The following is a 17,666-nucleotide window of genomic DNA, read 5'->3' on the forward strand; positions in this document are numbered from 1 at the left end:
ACCCACAACCCCCTGCCCCCGTTGGCCCAAGCCCCCATGGCATGCCCGTTGCAGTCCCAATCCCCAAAGGTCCCCGCACCCAATACGACTGAACCGGAGCACCCATGACCACTGAATTCTTCTGGCGCCTGCCGCTGGGCACCGACGGCCCCCAACTCACCACCGACAAACACAACCGCGGCAACCCCACCTACCGCCCCGGCAACATCGCACCAGGCCGCCTGCCCAACGGCCAACCCGACGACTTCACCTACATCGACTACATCGCTCAGGTCGCCAAAGCCGCCGAACTCGCCGGCTTCGAAGGCGCCCTGCTGCCCACCGGCCCCGAACCATGGATCGTCGCCGCCGCCCTGGCCCGAGAAACCCGGCGCATCAAATTCCTGATCGCCTTCCAGGCCACCTGGACCCTGCCCGCCTACGCCGCCCAACAAGCCGCGATCCTGCAAAACCTCAGCCGTGGCCGCGTAGAGTGGAACATCATCACCGGCGGCAACCCCGCCAGCCAGCGCGCCAACGGTGACTTCCTCGAACACGACCTGCGCTACAAGCGCACCGGCGAATTCCTCGACATCATCCAGGGCCTCTGGGAGCACGAAAAATTCTCCTACAACGGTGATATCTACCAACTGGAAAACGGCGCCCTGCCCCACGGCCTGCACCACGAACGCAAGCCCGGCGTGTACTTCTCCGGTTTCTCCGACGCCGCCCTCGACGTCGCCGCCAAACACGCCGACGTGTACCTGAACTGGGCCGAACCCATCGACAAGCTCAAGCCACACATCGAGCGCGTGCGCGAACTGGCCGACAAACAAGGCCGCACCGTGCGCTTCGGCCTGCGGGTAGACCTGTTCGCCCGGGAGACCGAGGAGCAAGCCTGGAAAGACCTGCGTCGCCAGTTCGACAAGCTCGAAGGCAAGAGCAGCCAGGTCGCCAAGGGCTTTACCAGCGGCTCGGACTCGGTCGGCGGCGCACGCCAGACCGCGTACCACCAGAACGTCGACCGCTTCGATGACCTGATCATCGGTCCCAACCTGTGGGCCGGTTTCGCCAAAGCCAAACCGGGTCCGACCGTGGGCCTGGTCGGCAGCCACCAGAACATCGCCGAGCGCCTGGTGGAATACCGCGACGCCGGCTTCTCGACCTTCATCCTCGCCGGCAATCCACACCTGGAAGAAGCGTTGCGCATTGGCCAGGAAGTCCTGCCGCTTGTGCACCAACGCCCGGCGATCCAACCTTTGAAAGCCAGCGCCTGAACGCTGTGGGAGAACTCCTGATGACCCAACCTCTCGATACGCTCTGGTACACCCGCTGCCCCGTGCCCACCGGCCTGGGCATTGCAGTGCAAAAAGGCTGGCTGCAAGACACAGTCGGTGCCCTGGGCACCGAGGTGCAGTCGCTGCGTGAGTCCGATGACAAGGCGGTGCGCGAATCGCACTTCGATCACACCTTGCGCAATTCGGTACGCCATGGCGGCAATATCCCGGCGATCTGGGCCCGCGCCCAAGGCCGGGAAACCCGAGTGATCGGCCTGTCGTGGGCAGATGAAGTGCAACTGATCCTGACCCGCCAGGACAGCGGCATCAAAACCGTCAAGGACCTCAAGGGCCGTACTTTCGGCTTGCCGGACTGGGCCGGCGCACAGATCGACTTCACCCGCGCCCAGGCCCTGCGCGGGCTGGAAAACGCGTTGTCACTGGAAGGCCTGAAAGTCGGCGACGTGAAGCTGAAGAACTTCCGCTACGGCGGCACCTTCAGCGATACCCCGGTGCGCAATATCGCCGGTACGCCGGTCACGCAAAAAGTCAGCGAACGCAACCTGGAGCTGATAGGCCTGCTGCGCGGTGAAGTCGATGCGATCTTCCTCAAGGGCGCCCACGCCGCCCAACAGGCTCATGATTTCGGCCTGCACACGGTGATCGACACCGGCTCGCACCCGGACCCGCTGATCCGCAGCAACAACGGCACGCCGCGCACCCTGGCGGTGGACCTGAACCTGCTGGAAAACCACTTCGACGTAGCCACCGGCATTCTTGACTCGGTCCTGCGCGCCGAGCAATGGGCCCACACCCACTCGGAGGAAACCCGCCGCTACCTGGCCCAGGAAACCAACAGCAGTGAGTATTGGGTCACCGCCGCCTACGGCAACGACGCCCACTTGCGCCTGCGCACCGAACTGGATGAACAGGCAATTGCCGCGCTGCAGGACTTCACGCATTTCCTGCACCGCTGGCGCTTTATCCCGAAAAGCTTCGACGTGCGTGAATGGATTGATGCACGGCCGCTGGAAGCACTCTTGAACGGCAAAACTGCGCTGGCAGGCTAACCCCTGTAGAAGCCGGCTTGCCGGCGATGACGGCCTTGAATGGGGTATTGACCTTTCGGGCCTCATCGCCGGCAAGCCGGGCTCCTGCAAAGGTTTCCTATTTCATGGATTTGAACGAAGACCCTTATGAGCAAACCACTCGATACTCTCTGGTACACCCACAGCCCGGTTCCCACCGGTCTTGGCATTGCTGTGCAGTCCGGTCGCCTGGCCGAGGCGTTCCTGCCTTTTGGCACCAATATCCAGTCGTTGCGCGAGTCCACGGAACGGGAAGTTCGCGAGGCGCATTACGACCATCACCTGAAAAACTCGGTGCGCCACGGCGGTAATATCCCGGCGATCTGGGCCTACGCCAGTGGCGTGGAAACCCGGGTGCTGGGGCTATCGTGGAGCGATGAGGTGCAGTTGATCCTGACCACCGCCGAAAGCGGTGTGCGCAGCGTGCGCGACTTGAAAAACCGGCGCTTCGGCCTGCCGAAATGGGCCAACGTGCAGATCGACTTCACCCGTGCCCAGGCCCTGCGCGGCCTGGAAAACGCCCTCAAGCTCGAAGGCCTGGAAGTCTCGGACGTAGAGCTGGTGGACTACCCCTACGGCGGCACCTACAGCGACAACCAGGTGCAATACGTCTACGGCTCCCCGGCGAGCCTGGGGGTGAGCCGCTTCAGCCGCCGCAACAACGAACTGATCGGCCTGCTGCGCGGTGATATCGACGCGATCTTCCTCAAAGGTGCCCACGCCGTGCACCTGGCCAACGAGTTCGGCCTGCATGTGGTGGTGGACACCGGTTCGCACCCGGACCCGCTGATCCGCTCCAACAACGGCACGCCACGCACCCTGACGGTGGACATCAACCTGCTGCAGGAGCACTTCGACGCCAGCGTGAAAATCGTCGACACCGTGCTGCGCACCGAGCAATGGGCCTGGGCCAATCCGGACGAGACCCGGCGCTTCCTGGCACAGGAACTCAACACCAGCGAGTACTGGGTAACCGCGGCCTACGGCGAAGATGCCCATCGTCGGCTGCGTACCACGCTCGATTCGCGCTCCATCGAAGCCTTGCAGGATTTCACCGATTTCCTGCATCGCTGGAACTTTATTCCACGGCGCTTCGATGTGCGCGACTGGATTGATTTCAGCGTGCTGGAAAAGGTCATCGGCTCCACCTCCCGCGTGGCTGTTTGACCTCCCCCATGTAGCAGCTGTCGAGCCCAGGCGAGGCTGCGTTTGCGGTGTGTCAGATACACCGTTTACGCAGCCTCGCCGGGGCTCGACAGCTGCTACGGCAACACCTCCCCTGCTGCTCCAGCAGCACCCTCCAAGCAACTTCTGCTGAATCTTCGACAGGCTTTTCAAGCGGCCTTCGGCTGCGCTTTCAATTGTTCGAAAACGTCCTCTTCTTGAATTTTTTAATCGTTATATATCAATATCTTACAACCATGTATCGACCCTGAAATCTGCTTGGCACGATCTCTGCTCTAACCCCTTCAAGGAAACTTTTCCGGGGGAGATTTCAATGCACACACTTAATCCAATCACCAAGGGCCTGTGGCTCGCTTTACTGCTGGCAGGCGGCACCGCCAGCGAACATCTGCTGGCCGCCGACGCTGCCGAAAACGATGCAGGCAAAACCGAACCGTCGCTGAAGACCGTGACCGTCACCGCACAACACCGGGAAGAAACCCTGCAAGAGGTTCCGGTCGCGGTGTCGGCGGTACAAGGCACCAGCATCATTGCCGACGGCGTGCGGTCGATGGGCGATATCACCACCTTCATTCCCAACGCCTCGGCGAAAAACCCCGACGGCGACGGGCGCCCGCGCTGGTACATCCGTGGCCTGGGCACCGGCGACACCGGCGCGGCCACTGTGTACCCGGTGGGCATCTACGCCGATGACGTGTACCTGAACGCACCGATTGCCGGTGGCGGTCCGCTGTTTGACCTCGAACGCATCGAGATCCTGCGCGGCCCCCAAGGCACGCTGTATGGCAAGAACACCACGGCCGGCGCGGTGAATATCATCTCGAAGAAACCGACCTTCGACACCGACGGCTATGGCACGATCGGTTTTGGCAGCAAGAACGAACGCATCGTCAATGGCGCCATCGGCGGCACCCTGGTTCCGGAAAAACTCGCGGCGCGGATCTCGCTGTACTCCGAGGAACGCGACGGTTTCCAGAAAAACCTGATCGACGATCACACCTACGGCGACGTCAACAAAAAGGCCGTGCGCCTGCAATTCTTCGCCCAGCTCAACCCGGACCTGGACGCGCTGTGGAAGATCCACAGCCGCGAGTTCAAGGGCGACGGCGCCAACGGTGCGCTGACCCTCGGCCGCTACTACAACGTGGGCTACACCCGCCCCGCCGGGCGCAATATTGCGCTGAACGTGGACGACGACTCCAAGCTCAACCATGACGGTACTTCGCTGACCCTCAACTGGCACCTGGGCGATTACACCCTCACGTCCATCAGCGCCTACGACTACATCCGCGGCCAGTCCAGTGGCGATGCCGACTACACGCCCTACGAGGTCAACGGCACCTCTACCGCCGACAACAAATACACCCAGTACTCCCAGGAAATCCGCCTGGCCTCGCCCCAGCAGGAAACCCTGCGCTGGTTGGCCGGCGCGCACTATTTCCATGAAGACCTGGACAGCAGCGCCGGACGCTTTATCGCCCCGGGCCCGACACCCAATGGCACCGGCTCGAACCAGGTCAACGGCGCGACGGACTTTCGCGACCTCAATTACAACCACACCACCGACAGCTACGCGCTGTTCGGCAACCTGACCTACGACCTCACCGACAACTTCAGCGTGACCGGTGGCCTGCGCTGGACCCAGGAAAAGAAAGACATCGACCTCAACCTCACTCAGTTGACGCGCGCCACCGCCAATGGCCCGCTGATTCCCCTGGGCGGCGTCGGTACCAACGGCAACCGCCAGGAAGACAAGACCTGGGAAGCCTGGACCTATGACCTGACCCCGGAATACCGGATCAACGACAACGTGCGGGTGTTCTTCCGCTATGCCCACGGCTTCCGCTCGGGCGGCTTCAACACCGGGCTGTCCACCAGCCTGTCGCAGCTGACCACGGTGGACCCGGAACAACTCGATGCCTACGAATTCGGCGTGAAGTCCGAGTGGTTCAACCATCGCCTGACGGCCAACGCGAACATCTTCTACTACGACTACTCGGACATTCAGGTCAACCTGCTGACCGTCAACAACGGCGTACTGACCACCGCGCTGACCAACGGCGCCAAGGGCAAGGTCAAGGGCGCCGAGCTGGAACTGGAAGGCCAACCCACCGACTACCTGCACCTGCGGGCGGCGATTTCGTTCCTGGATACCGAATACACCGACTTCAAAAACACCAACCCCAACACCGGTGCGGTCACGGGTGACTACAGCGGCAACAGCTTCGTGCGCTCGCCGCGCAACGTGGTGTCGCTGGGTGGCGACTACACCATCCCGCTGGAAATCGGCGGCAAGCTGGTGGCCGGTGCCGACGTGAGTTTTCGCGACAAGGAATACTTCCTCGCCGACCGCCAGAGCAGCGCCGACAAGGACTTGAGCCAGCCGCACTACACCTTGGCCAACAGCCGCCTGACCTGGTACAGCGCCGACGAAAAACTCAGCGTCACCGGGTTTGTGAACAACCTCACCGACCGCCGCTATCAGGTGCATGGCCGGCCGAACGGCGGGCTGGGGCAGTACGTGATCACTTACGGCGACCCACGCACCGTGGGGCTGAGCGTGACCAGCCGCTTCTAACTTCAGCCGCCGGACACTATTCACCAAACGCCGGAGATCAAATGTGGGAGCTGGCTTGCCTGCGATAGCGGTGGGTCAGCCAACCATTATGTGGCTGTGCCGCCATCATCGCAGGCAAGCCCGCTCCCACAGTTGACCTTCTTTGTTTGAGCCATAGCACCCGGCCGCCCTCGTCAACACGCTTCGAAAGGACCTTTCTATGTTCCAACGTACTCCGTTGGCCGGCGCCATCGCGCTGGTCATGGGCAGCCTTGCCGTGCCTGCTGTAGCCGCCGATGCGCAGCCCACTGCCAAGACCGACAAGCTCGACACCGTGGTGGTACTCGGCACCCGCCGCAGCGACGTCACCGCGCTGCAAAGCGCCGCACCGGTAGATGTGCTGAGCGGCGAGCAATTGCAGCAAACCGGCGCTGCCGACCTGTCCGGCGCACTGACCGCACTGTCGCCGTCCTTCAGCTTCCCGCAGTCGCCCCAGGGTGCATTTGCCGGTTCCATCGCCCAGGGCGCCTCGCTGCGCGGCCTGGCTTCCGACCAGGTGCTGGTATTGGTGGATGGCAAGCGCCGCCACACCAGCGCCAACATCACCCGCCAGAGCCTGGCCAACGGTCGTGGCGCGGCAGCGGTGGACTTGAGCCTGATCCCGTTGAGCGCGATCGACCACGTGGAGATCCTGCGTGACGGCGCCGCCGCTCAATACGGCTCCGATGCGATTGCCGGGGTGATCAACATCGTGCTCAAGCAAAAGGACGACGGCGGCAACGTCGGCTACCGTTTCGGTGGCTACAACAAGGGCGATGGCATGCAGCGCAAGTACAGCGGCTGGAAAGGCTTCGAACTGCCGAATGACGGTTTCCTGACTTTGAGTTTCGATGCCGGCAGCCAGGACCCGGCCAGCGACACCAACCCGGACAACCGAATCTTTTATCGCGGCGACACCAGCGTGAACACGCCGCGCGAGCAGAACAACCGCTATCGCACCTGGAACTGGGGCTCCAACAGTGTCTCCGACCAGTACAACTTCCTGGCCAACGGCGAGATGGGTGTGGGCGAAGGATTGACCGCCTACGGGTTCGCCACCTATTCCCACAAGAACACCGACTCCACCGGTTTTTTTGACCCGCCCACCGCGCTGTACAACAACTACGGCAGCGTTTCCTTGCAGCGTTATCCGGACGGCCGTTTGCCGATCACGCGCTACACCCTGGAAGACTATGCCGCCACCGGTGGCCTGCGGTACGAAAACGAGCAACTGGGCAAGTTCGACCTGGCGCTTAACCACGGCACCAACATCGTCAAGTCTACCGACTACAACGCGATCAACCCCAGTTGGGGCACCAACAGCCCGGCGACGATCTACACCGGCGAGCGCAAGAACGACCAGACCAACGTGACCCTGGATTGGGTGCGGGACTTCCCCACCGACTTGCTGTTCAAGCCGCTGACCGTCTCCGCAGGCCTGGCCTGGCGCCAGGAAAATTACCAGTTGAGCGCAGGCGCGCCGGCCGCCTCGCAGAACGGCCCGCTGTTCAACACCGTTGACCCGGTGACCGGACGCCGGCTCACCGGGTATTACTCGGGTATCACCCCGGTGGATGCCGACTCGCTGCAACGCAAGGTGCTGGGCGCGTATCTGGATGTCGAAGGCCAGGTCACCGAGAAGTTCCAGGCCGGTGTCGCAGTGCGTACCGAGCACTATTCGGACTTTGGCGACACCACCAACGGCAAGCTGTCGCTGCGCTACGACTTCACCCCGCAGATCGCCGCACGGGCCAGCGCCAGCACCGGCTATCGCGCACCGTCCCTGGCGCAGAGCGGCATGTCGTCGTTCAGTGTGCAGGTGGTGGAACAGCCGCCGGGCAGCGGCAACTACGTCGAGGTGCAGCAGCGCACCTTGCGCGCCAACAGCCCGGAAGCCCAGGCCCTGGGCGGCACACAGCTCAAGCCCGAGGAGTCGACCAACTACTCGCTGGGCCTGGTCTGGCAACCGCTGGACAACGCATCGGTGACGGTGGATGCCTACCGCATCAACATCAACAACCGCATTACCCTTTCCGACCAATTGCCGGCCTCGGTGGTCTCGCCGATCTTCGCCGGGACGCCTTACGCCAATATCCAGAGCGCGGCGTTCTACACCAACATCGCCGACACCCGCACCGACGGTATCGAACTGACCGGCAACTACAAACTCGACCTGCAGCAATGGGGCCGGGTGAACTTCAACGCCGGCTATGCGCGTAATCGCACGCAAATCACCGACCTGCGCAACGTCGGCAACATCGCGGGCAACCAGATCATCGGCCGCACCACCCAAGGCCTGATCGAGCACGGCACCCCGGACTACAAGCTGACCCTCAGCGCCAACTGGGCCTATGAAAAGTGGGGAGTCACCGTGGCCCAGCGCCGTTATGGCGAATGGAAAAGCCTCAACGCCGCCAACCCGAACCTCGACCAGACCTTCAGCCCGCAATGGGTCACCGACCTGGACGTGTCCTACAACCTTGGCAAGGGGATCAAGCTTTCAGCCGGTGCGACGAACCTGTTCAACACTCACCCGGACAAGGCTTCCGGCGCGCAGTTGTACGGTGTGCCGATCTACTCGATCACCAGTCCTGAAGGCGCCCAGGGTGCGTTCTACTACACCAGTGTGAGCTACGACTTCTGAGGTAATTGCTGATGGGGTGTTGCTGCAGCAGCACCCCATTGTTGGCCAGGCATCATTCGGGCATTCGGATGTACACCCATCCATTGTGGGAGCTGGCTTGCCTGCGATGACGGTGGATCAGCCAGCCTCAATGTTTACTGGCCACCGTCATCGCAGGCAAGCCAGCTCCCACATTTGGCCTTCATTGTTCTCCCCTGTTGTGTTCACTGGCACATGTCTTGCGATAGCCCCCGGGTACTTCGCTGAAATAAGACCCGCCATGCGCCCTTACCGATTGCTCACTGCCCTGACCTGGCTCATCTCGCCGCTGGCCCTGCTCGCCACCTGGACGCTGGTGGCGCACCTCGGGATCTTCCCGCGCAACCTGCTGGTACCGCCGGCCCAGGTCCTGCAAACCTTTGAAGAACTGCTCGCCAGCGGCGAACTCGCTGAACACCTGGGCAACAGCCTGTCCCGGCTCGGTCTGGGCTTTGGCATCGGCTCGCTGTGCGGCCTGGCCTTCGGCGTGCTGATGGCCCTGTCAAAGAACGTCGAGGTGTATTGCGCCCCGCTGTTCCACACCTTGCGCCAGATCCCCAGCATCGCGCTGATCCCGATGTTCGTGCTGCTGTTCGGCATTGATGAAACCTTCAAGATCATCATCGTCGCCAAGACCGCATTTTTCCCGGTGGCCCTGGCCGCCAGCGAAGGCGTCAAGGGCATTCCCCGCAGCTACTTCGAAGTGGCCGACGTGTACCGCCTGCGCTGGCCGACCTTCGTCTGGCGCATCGCCCTGCCCGCTGCCGCGCCGCCGATCATCACCGGTTTTCGTATCAGCCTGACCCGCGCCTGGGTGGTGCTGGTGGCCACCGAACTGCTGGCGGCCGACAGCGGCCTGGGGCAGATGATCGAGATGGCCCGGCAGATGCTGCGCATCGACGTGGTGATGGTGGGTGTGGTGGTCACCGGGCTGATTGGTTTTGCCCTCGACTTTGGCTTTCGTTCACTGGAACAGCGGCTGTTTCGCTGGCAGACCCGCTAGGAGCCCGGCATGACCCTCTTGAAAAAATCCCGCGGCCTGTTGCTGCCGCTGCTGTTGATCCTCGCCTGGGAATACGCCTCGCGCCAGGACGCGGCCGGCGCCTACGCCTTTGTGCCGCTGTCGGCGATCGGCTCGGCGTTGCTGGAAATGCTCGGTAACGGCGAGTTGCTGGTCAACCTGCTGGCCAGCCTGGCCCGCACCAGTGGCGGCCTGGCCCTGGGCATCCTGTTCGGCGTGGTGCTGGGGGTGCTGATGGCGCTGTCGAGTGTGGCCAACCGTTTGATCGGCCCGCTGTTCCATTCGATTCGCCAGGTGCCGATGCTGGGCTGGATCCCGTTGATTGCCATGTGGTTCGGCAACGGCGAGCTCTCCAAGGTGCTGATCGTCAGCCTCGCGGCGTTCTACCCGATGGTGCTCAACACCTACCAGGGCTTCAGCCATGTGGAGCAGCGTTATCGTGAAGTCGGCCAGGTGCTGGTGCTCAGCCCGGTGCAGCAGTTCGTGCACGTGCTGTTGCCGGCGGCGTTGCCGAGCATCGCCACCGGCGTGTTGCATGCCCTCGCCTTCGCCTGGGTCACGGCGATCGGCAGTGAGCTGTTCCTGTCCTCCGGCGCCGGGCTGGGCAACCTGATGATGAATGCCGAGGCTGGCTCGCGCATGGAAGTGATCGTGCTCAGCGTGCTGTGCATCGGCCTGCTGGGCTACCTGATGAACCTGCTGTTTACCCGCCTCAGCCGCCACGTGCTGCGCTGGCGCAATATTCGTTGAAGGCCATGAACATGAACGCAATCGCCCACCACGCCCTCCACACCGCCGTGCAGACCGGCGCCCTGCAGATTCGCGGCCTGAACAAGGCCTATCGGATCGAAGGCAAGCCGCTGCCGGTGTTGCACAACATCAACCTCGACGTGCGGCCAGGGGAGTTTGTCAGCATCGTCGGCGCCAGCGGCTGCGGCAAATCCACCTTGCTGCGCCTGATTGTCGGGCTGGAGGCCGAGTACGAAGGCGATATCCTGCTGGACGGCCAGCGCATCGCCGCCACCAGCCTGGAGCGCGGCATTGTGTTCCAGGATCACCGCCTGTTCCCGTGGATGACCGTCAGCCAGAACATCGCCCTGGCCCTGAAAAACCACAACCTGCCCCAGTCCGAAAAGGATCGGCAAGTGGCCGAACATATCGCTCTGGTCAACCTCACCGGCTTTGAAAACGCCTACCCGCACCAGCTCTCCGGCGGCATGGCGCAACGTGCTGCAATCGCCCGGGCACTGATCAATAAACCCAAGGTACTGTTGCTCGATGAACCACTGGGCGCCCTCGACGCCCTGACCCGTGTGCACCTGCAGCGGGAGCTGCAACGGATCTGGGTGCAACAGCGCTGCACGGTGATCATGGTCACCCATGACATCGAAGAGGCGCTGTACCTGGGTGACCGGGTGATCGTGATGGACGCCCACCCGGGGCGGATCAAGCATGAAATCCGGGTGGACTTGCCACATCCGAGGGAGCGCAGTTCGCCGGTCTTGCAGGGCTACAAGGACCGGTTGCTGGAAGAGCTGGTCGGGCACTGAAGACAGTGGGCATGCCGAGCTTTACATTTTGTATAGTTATGGATATTTTATCCAGACAGCAAATGCAATGCGCTCGTGCCCGGTTCATTTTCAGAGGTCCTTTCCATGCAACTGTCTTCGTACCATGACGTGATCAAAGCCGCCGAACGCCTGGAGGGCTTCGCCAACCGCACGCCGGTGTTCACCTCGCGCACCCTCGATGCCGAGACCGGCGCCCAGGTGTTCATCAAATGCGAAAACCTGCAACGCACCGGTTCATTCAAGTTTCGCGGTGCGTTCAATGCGCTTTCCCGGTTTGACGAGGCGCAGCGCAAGGCCGGTGTAGTGGCGTTTTCCTCGGGCAATCACGCCCAAGGCATCGCACTGGCCGCCCGCCTGTTGCAGATGCCGGCCACCATCGTAATGCCCACCGACGCCCCGGCTGCCAAGGTCGCCGCCACCCGGGAATACGGCGCGACCGTGGTGTTCTACGACCGTATCACCGAAGACCGCGAGCAGATCGGCCGCACCCTGGCCGAGCAGCACGGCATGACGTTGATCCCCTCATACGACCACCCGGACGTGCTAGCCGGCCAGGGCACTGCCGCCAAGGAGCTGCTGGAATTCACCGGCCCACTGGATGCCTTGTTTGTCGGCCTGGGCGGTGGCGGCATGCTCTCCGGTACGGCATTGGCCACCCGTGCCTTGTCACCTGATTGCCTGCTGTACGGGGTCGAGCCCGAAGCCGGGAATGACGGCCAGCGCTCCTTCCAGACCGGCAGCATCGTGCACATCGACACGCCCGCGACCATCGCAGACGGCGCCCAGACGCAGCACCTTGGCAATCACACCTTCCCGATCATCCGCGAGAACGTGAATGACATCCTTACGGTCTCGGACGCCGAGTTAGTGGAGTCGATGAGGTTCTTCATGCAACGCATGAAGATGGTCGTGGAGCCCACCGGTTGCCTCGGCCTTGCGGCCTTGCGCAACCTCAAGCAGCAGTTCCGGGGCCAGCGCGTGGGCATCATCGTGACCGGTGGCAACGTCGATATCGAGAAGTACGCGAGCCTGCTAAAGGGCTAAAACCTCCAACAAGAAAATACTGTGGCGAGCGTGCTTGCCACATGGCTTCCTGCTGCCTGCAATTTCTGCCGCCTATAAAAAATGCCCGGGTGTTCCCTGAGCGTTAACAACAAGAGGTGCTTATGAAAAATCGTTACCTGGCCCGGGCCATTGTGATTGCGATCATCCTTGGCGTGCTGGTGGGGGCCGTGCTGCATGCCCAACTGGACGCCGACACCGCCAAGACCATCGCGGGTTACTTCAGCATGGTCACCGACGTGTTTTTGCGCCTGATCAAGATGGTCATCGCGCCGCTGGTGCTGGCGACGTTGATCAGTGGCGTGGCGAGCATGGCCGACAGCGGTTCCATCGGCCGTGTCGGGTTGAAGGCGATGACCTGGTTTTTGATTGCGTCCGTGGTATCGCTGCTGATCGGTTTGACATTGGCCAATCTGTTTCAGCCAGGCGCGGGGCTCAACCTGAGTGTGGCGGCCAACGGCAACAGCGGTTTGAACACCGCCAGCTTCAACCTGTCGGGTTTTTTGTCCCATGTATTCCCCCGCAGCATCGTCGAGGCCATGGGCAACAATGAGGTGCTGCAAATCGTGGTGTTTTCGTTGTTCTTCGGCGCAGCGCTGGCGTTCGTCAAGGGCAGCGCCAGGTCGCCGATCCTGCACGTGCTGGAAGAACTGACCCAGGTGATGTTCCGCATCACCGAATACGTGATGGTGATCGCGCCGCTGGCGGTGTTTGCCGCAATTGCCGCCACCATCAGCCTGTACGGGCTGGGGATGGTGGGCAGCTTTGGCAAGTTGATCGCGCAATTCTACCTGGGCCTGGCGGTACTGTGGCTGGTGATCAGCGGCGTGGGTTACCTGGCGCTGGGCGCACGTTTCAAACAGCTGTTGCAGTTGCTGCGCAGCCCGGTTTTGCTGGCGTTCTCCACCGCCAGCAGCGAGGCGGCCTACCCCAAGACCATCGCAGCCCTGGACAGCTTCGGCTCGCCCAAGCGCATCAACAGTTTTGTGCTGCCCCTGGGTTACTCGTTCAACCTCGACGGTTCGATGATGTACCAGGCGTTTATCGTGATGTTCATCGCCCAGGCCTATGGCATCGAAATGAGCTTCGGCCATCAGGTAATGATCCTGCTGACCTTGCTCGTCATCAGCAAAGGCACCGCCGGCGTGGCGCGCGGCTCACTGGTGGTGCTCGCGGCGGGCCTGCCGATGGTCGGCCTGCCGGAAGCCGGTTTGCTGCTGATCCTCGCCGTGGACCCGATCCTCGACATGGGCCGTACCGCCACCAACGTGTTCGGCTGCGGCGTGGCCACGGCGGTGATTGGCCACGGTGCCACCGATGAACAACCTGCTCCCCTTCCCTCCCTTGCTTGAGAACTGCCGATCATGAAGATTCACCACACAGCCACTGCCTCCCAGCCTGCCGGGCACTACTCCCAGGCCGTAAGCCACCAGGGCACGCTGTACATCTCCGGGCAATTGCCGGTGAGCCCTGACGGGCGTCATAACCTCGAGGCTTCGTTTGCCGAACAGGCTCAAGTGGCCCTGGACAATCTGTTGGCGATTTTGAAGGCCGCAGGCGGCTCACCCGCAGACCTGGTGAAAGTCACGGTGTACGTGGTGGGGGTAAAACACTGGCCTGAATTTGATGGCTTGTACGCCGCTGCGCTGGGAGATCACCGCCCGGCCCGCGCGGTGGTGCCGGTGCCGGAACTGCACCACGGCTATCTGATTGAAATCGAAGCCGTGGCGCGCTCGGCATAGGTCATTTGGCGTAGGTGTAGACCGCCGCCCGCGAGACCCCAAGGTGTGAGGCAACCGTTTCCATGGCACGCCGGATGTCCATCACGCCGGCTTCTTTCAGCTCTTGCATCAGCAGGCGCCGGTCGGCGGCCTTGAGGGCACGTGGGGTGGTCGCCAGGCGTGCGGCGAACTGGTCGATGCGCGCACGAATGGCGTCGGCACCGGACGGGTCGAGAGACTCGGCGGGCCGGTCGCCGCTGACCGAGCCGAACTGTTCCAGCATGCCCTGCAAGCCACGGAACAACGAGAGGTCGACGTTCATGCACAAGGCCGCCACGTACTTGCCGGTGGAGTCCTTGATGCCGATGGAAGTGCTCTTGACCTGACGCCCGTCGGAGAACTGGTTCTGGTAGTTGGCGATCACCTGCGGGTACTCGGGATCGGCAATCCGCGCCAGGCCCAGCTCGGTGGCCGGGTCACCCGGCTGGCGCCCGGAGAGGTTGTTGTGGATGGCCATGATTGCGTGCTGCGGGTCGCGCAGGTCGTGCAGCACGACCTCGCAAAACGGGCTGAAGGTCTTGCTCAGGCCTTCGGCAATCTGTTCGAGCTGGCTGATCAAGGCCGCTTGTTCGGGAGTGTGTTTTTTCATTCAGACAACATATCCAGTACTGGATAGACCGTCAATTTACCTTTTGGAGTGTGCACGATGGAAACCCCGACAGCTTTGCTGGATGTGAGCCGGATGCAGCGCAATATCCTGCGTATGCAGCAGCGTGCCGATGACTTGGGTGTGAGCTTGCGGCCCCATGTGAAGACCCATAAATGTGCCGAGGTGGTGGCGGCGCAAATCGCCGCCGGGGCCACGGGGATTACGGTTTCGACGTTGAAGGAGGCCGAGTATTTTTTCGACCTCGGCATTCGGGACGTTCTGTATGCGGTGGCGATGGCGCCGCATAAATTGCCTCAGGCGTTGGCGTTGCGTCGTCAGGGGTGTGCGCTGACGCTGATCACCGACAGCCTTGCCGGGGCCCGGGCGATTGTCGAGTTTGGTGCGCTGCAGGGTGAGGTTTTTGCGGTGCTGATTGAGATTGACTGTGATGGGCACCGGTCCGGGGTGAAGCCTCAGGATCCGCTGTTGCTGGAGATCGCCAGGCTGCTGTATGGCGGCGGGATGCTTGCCGGGGTGTTGACTCATGCCGGGGAAAGTTACGGGCTGGATACGCCTGAGGCGTTGCGGGCGATTGCCGAGCAGGAACGGGCGCGCTGTGTTGCAGCGGCCGAGGTGATTCGGGGGGCGGGGTTGCCTTGCTTGCAGGTGAGTGTGGGTTCGACGCCCACGGCGCTGTCGGCGGTGAGCCTGGAGGGTGTGACTGAGCTGCGGGCTGGGGTTTATGCGTTTTTTGATTTGGTGATGCATAACGTTGGGGTGTGCCGCATTGATGAGCTGGCGTTGAGTGTGCTGACTACGGTGATCGGGCATCAGGTGGAAAAGGGCTGGATCATTACCGACGCGGGGTGGATGGCGATGAGTCGGGATCGTGGGACGCAGTCGCAGAAGCGGGATTTTGGTTATGGGCAGGTGTGTACCGAGGGTGGCGAGGTGATCGAGGGGTTGCTGGTGGGCAGCGCGAATCAGGAGCATGGGGTGGCTTGGTTCGACGGGGTGGCGGTGGATGTGGTTGAGCGGTTTCCGCTGGGGACGCGGCTGAGGGTTTTGCCTAACCATGCGTGTGCTACGGGGACGCAGTTCGGCAGCTATGGCGCGCTGCTGGAGAATGGTGAGGTGCAGGTTTGGGAGCGGTTGCGGGGGTGGTAGATCCAAGGCCTCAAACGAGAGCGGGAAAAGTCTTCGTTGTCAGAATGTCGGATCAGCGTCAGGACTTGCGCAGATCGAAGAGGTCTTAAACGCTGGTATTGTGGTTACTGGACCTCAGTGTGTGAAGTGATAGCCGGTCCCAACAGGCCATGAAGCAATTCGCCCAGCGTATTGAGGTCCTCCCCAACACCCAGCGCCACGACGCCAACCCCGTATGTATCCCTGTACTGTGTGGTTTCCAATGAAGGTACTCCGCCCTTTTTTGGTACGAGTAACAACGTGCAATCAGGACCCCGGTCTTGCCAGCGCAAACTGTCCCGATAGATATGCGCGGATTGCATTGCATCCAGTACGCCATAGCGGCTGGCTCGATACTTCGCATCCAGCACCAAAAAACGCTTCTGACCATGGGCCTCAAGGGTTATGACAATATCCGGGAAACGCTGCCGCGAAATACTGGCGAAGCCCCGGTTGGGTTTTTTATCGAATGCCGGGCAGCGGACCTGAAGCCATACATTGAGCTCGATATTGGGTGCGATTGCGTTGAAGGCAATGCATTCAGCTTTGTTCGAAACGCAATCCCTTTGCCAGACCATGTGTGAATAGCGCGCTTGCAAGGTTTTGACCACTTGGAGGTAACACCACCGTTCGTAGACTTCCCAGGTAGGACTCATCCAATGCCTTTCTTCGCTCAACTCACCACCCACCCCATTACGCAGAGCGTGCCAGCCCACCCGATAAGCGCTTGCGTACAGTGGGTGCGCCGAAATAGCGTTCAACCCGGCCGATGAAATATGCGCCGTCTTTATTGATGTAAAGGGCTCACTGCGCGCAATTCGTCGCAGGTCATGCTGTAGGCGATTCAGGTACGCCATACGGCGCGCGAGCCTTGGCACCAGTAACGAACGAGCACCGTCCTGTTCCTTCTGCTCACTGAGCCGACTTAACCCCGCGATCACTTGCCCCGCGCGCCGAGCCACAGCGCGCAGAACCGCGCAGAGCGTCTGGTTCGCAGCATTATCAAGGTCGTTGAATACCGTCGAAACGTCAAAGGCAATGGGCCCGGGAGTACCGAAGTTGCTGGATTGCCCGTTCAACACCGGCAACATTGCAGGATTGCGCATAGCCTTGTGCACAGAGTATCGGTCCAGCCGTCTGACCTTGTTCAACCCCTGAATTGTCCGCTCTCGGCGCAGCCTCGTCAGTGGGCTTTTGGTCACCCTACGCATAGCCTTCAAAAATGCGTCGCCATAACAACGCAAGCGCGCGTATTGCAGATGCACATTCGTCACTTCACCTTGCACGCCGATCTGGCTTTTCGTGTATTCGGTACCCATCAACAAACTTGGGTCGAAAGCCTGGATGTCGGCGATCATCCGCTCAAACGAAGCCTGTTCGAGTTTTTCGCCTTGTGGCGCTACAGACAGGCGATAAAGAGCGACAACGTTGCCGCTGACATCTGTGAGCTCAGCAGCGACTTCCCCCGCATAGAAGCCTGGCTCCCACACCCAGGCCATCTGTTGCTCATGCCGGCCGGCCGCCAGAGCGACGTCATCGACAAATAACTGGCCTGCCCCTTCGGGGATCAGAAAGACATAACGACCCTGCTCATGGAACCCTGAACACAGCTGATCCGGGCTGATGCTGAATAAGCGACCTGAGTGGTCAACGCAGACAATCTGCCCCAT

The 17,666-nt window shown here is 61.7% G+C and carries 14 protein-coding genes; 12 read left to right on the forward strand and 2 right to left on the reverse strand.

Annotated elements, in window-relative coordinates:
* Nucleotides 1-104: 104 nt before the first annotated feature.
* From HX873_RS18520 to HX873_RS18570, 11 genes are all read left to right on the forward strand, one after another.
* Nucleotides 105-1,256, forward strand: coding sequence for an LLM class flavin-dependent oxidoreductase (locus tag HX873_RS18520; protein WP_008430513.1), 1,152 nt, complete (start codon nt 105-107; stop codon nt 1,254-1,256).
* Nucleotides 1,257-1,276: 20 nt separating this feature from the next.
* Entirely contained in the window at nt 1,277-2,326 is a 1,050-nt protein-coding gene (locus HX873_RS18525; RefSeq protein ID WP_003212533.1) for an ABC transporter substrate-binding protein, read from the forward strand.
* A 126-nt stretch (nt 2,327-2,452) separates the two neighbouring features.
* Nucleotides 2,453-3,511, forward strand: a complete 1,059-nt coding sequence (locus tag HX873_RS18530) for an ABC transporter substrate-binding protein (protein ID WP_003212534.1) — start codon at nt 2,453-2,455, stop codon at nt 3,509-3,511.
* Between the two features lie 331 nt (nt 3,512-3,842).
* Entirely contained in the window at nt 3,843-6,107 is a 2,265-nt protein-coding gene (locus HX873_RS18535; RefSeq protein WP_087693871.1) for a TonB-dependent receptor, read from the forward strand.
* A 199-nt stretch (nt 6,108-6,306) separates the two neighbouring features.
* A complete protein-coding gene (locus tag HX873_RS18540) occupies nt 6,307-8,769 on the forward strand; it encodes a TonB-dependent siderophore receptor (protein WP_003212536.1) in 2,463 nt (820 codons plus the stop codon).
* 259 nt (nt 8,770-9,028) lie between these two features.
* Complete coding sequence (locus HX873_RS18545) at nt 9,029-9,790, forward strand: ABC transporter permease (protein ID WP_008430524.1); 762 nt, start codon at nt 9,029-9,031, stop codon at nt 9,788-9,790.
* Between the two features lie 9 nt (nt 9,791-9,799).
* The gene (locus HX873_RS18550) at nt 9,800-10,558 is read left to right on the forward strand and encodes an ABC transporter permease (protein ID WP_003212538.1); all 759 of its coding nucleotides are present in this window, start codon (nt 9,800-9,802) and stop codon (nt 10,556-10,558) included.
* 11 nt (nt 10,559-10,569) lie between these two features.
* On the forward strand, nt 10,570-11,358 hold the full coding sequence (locus tag HX873_RS18555) for an ABC transporter ATP-binding protein (RefSeq protein WP_023658820.1): 789 nt from the start codon (nt 10,570-10,572) through the stop codon (nt 11,356-11,358).
* 105 nt (nt 11,359-11,463) lie between these two features.
* Nucleotides 11,464-12,423 carry a threo-3-hydroxy-L-aspartate ammonia-lyase gene (locus tag HX873_RS18560; RefSeq protein WP_003212540.1) on the forward strand — a complete coding sequence of 320 codons (960 nt, stop codon included), beginning with the start codon at nt 11,464-11,466 and terminating at the stop codon, nt 12,421-12,423.
* A 122-nt stretch (nt 12,424-12,545) separates the two neighbouring features.
* Entirely contained in the window at nt 12,546-13,793 is a 1,248-nt protein-coding gene (locus tag HX873_RS18565) for a dicarboxylate/amino acid:cation symporter (protein WP_008430531.1), read from the forward strand.
* 12 nt (nt 13,794-13,805) lie between these two features.
* Complete coding sequence (locus HX873_RS18570) at nt 13,806-14,183, forward strand: RidA family protein (protein ID WP_008430534.1); 378 nt, start codon at nt 13,806-13,808, stop codon at nt 14,181-14,183.
* Nucleotide 14,184: 1 nt separating this feature from the next.
* Here the strand turns inward: HX873_RS18570 and HX873_RS18575 are convergent, their stop codons facing one another.
* Nucleotides 14,185-14,811 (reverse strand): transcriptional regulator, encoded by a 627-nt coding sequence (locus HX873_RS18575; RefSeq protein ID WP_177123019.1) that lies wholly within the window; start codon nt 14,809-14,811, stop codon nt 14,185-14,187.
* Between the two features lie 57 nt (nt 14,812-14,868).
* Here HX873_RS18575 and HX873_RS18580 point away from each other — a divergent pair, with 57 nt between their 5' ends.
* Nucleotides 14,869-15,978 (forward strand): DSD1 family PLP-dependent enzyme, encoded by a 1,110-nt coding sequence (locus tag HX873_RS18580; RefSeq protein WP_177067357.1) that lies wholly within the window; start codon nt 14,869-14,871, stop codon nt 15,976-15,978.
* Between the two features lie 104 nt (nt 15,979-16,082).
* Here HX873_RS18580 and HX873_RS18585 read toward each other — a convergent pair whose 3' ends face one another.
* On the reverse strand, nt 16,083-17,666 hold the full coding sequence (locus HX873_RS18585; protein WP_177049488.1) for a nuclease domain-containing protein: 1,584 nt from the start codon (nt 17,664-17,666) through the stop codon (nt 16,083-16,085).

It is taken from the genome of Pseudomonas sp. P7758 (assembly GCF_013386485.1).
Classification (GTDB): Bacteria; Pseudomonadota; Gammaproteobacteria; order Pseudomonadales; family Pseudomonadaceae; genus Aquipseudomonas.

Coding starts and splice junctions, on each gene's coding strand:
- HX873_RS18520 (WP_008430513.1), top strand. CDS start 105: ATGACCACTGAATTCTTCTGGCGCCTGCCGCTGGGCACCGACGGCCCC.
- HX873_RS18525 (WP_003212533.1), top strand. CDS start 1,277: ATGACCCAACCTCTCGATACGCTCTGGTACACCCGCTGCCCCGTGCCC.
- HX873_RS18530 (WP_003212534.1), top strand. CDS start 2,453: ATGAGCAAACCACTCGATACTCTCTGGTACACCCACAGCCCGGTTCCC.
- HX873_RS18535 (WP_087693871.1), top strand. CDS start 3,843: ATGCACACACTTAATCCAATCACCAAGGGCCTGTGGCTCGCTTTACTG.
- HX873_RS18540 (WP_003212536.1), top strand. CDS start 6,307: ATGTTCCAACGTACTCCGTTGGCCGGCGCCATCGCGCTGGTCATGGGC.
- HX873_RS18545 (WP_008430524.1), top strand. CDS start 9,029: ATGCGCCCTTACCGATTGCTCACTGCCCTGACCTGGCTCATCTCGCCG.
- HX873_RS18550 (WP_003212538.1), top strand. CDS start 9,800: ATGACCCTCTTGAAAAAATCCCGCGGCCTGTTGCTGCCGCTGCTGTTG.
- HX873_RS18555 (WP_023658820.1), top strand. CDS start 10,570: ATGAACGCAATCGCCCACCACGCCCTCCACACCGCCGTGCAGACCGGC.
- HX873_RS18560 (WP_003212540.1), top strand. CDS start 11,464: ATGCAACTGTCTTCGTACCATGACGTGATCAAAGCCGCCGAACGCCTG.
- HX873_RS18565 (WP_008430531.1), top strand. CDS start 12,546: ATGAAAAATCGTTACCTGGCCCGGGCCATTGTGATTGCGATCATCCTT.
- HX873_RS18570 (WP_008430534.1), top strand. CDS start 13,806: ATGAAGATTCACCACACAGCCACTGCCTCCCAGCCTGCCGGGCACTAC.
- HX873_RS18575 (WP_177123019.1), bottom strand. CDS start 14,811: ATGAAAAAACACACTCCCGAACAAGCGGCCTTGATCAGCCAGCTCGAA.
- HX873_RS18580 (WP_177067357.1), top strand. CDS start 14,869: ATGGAAACCCCGACAGCTTTGCTGGATGTGAGCCGGATGCAGCGCAAT.
- HX873_RS18585 (WP_177049488.1), bottom strand. CDS start 17,666: ATGGGGCAGATTGTCTGCGTTGACCACTCAGGTCGCTTATTCAGCATC.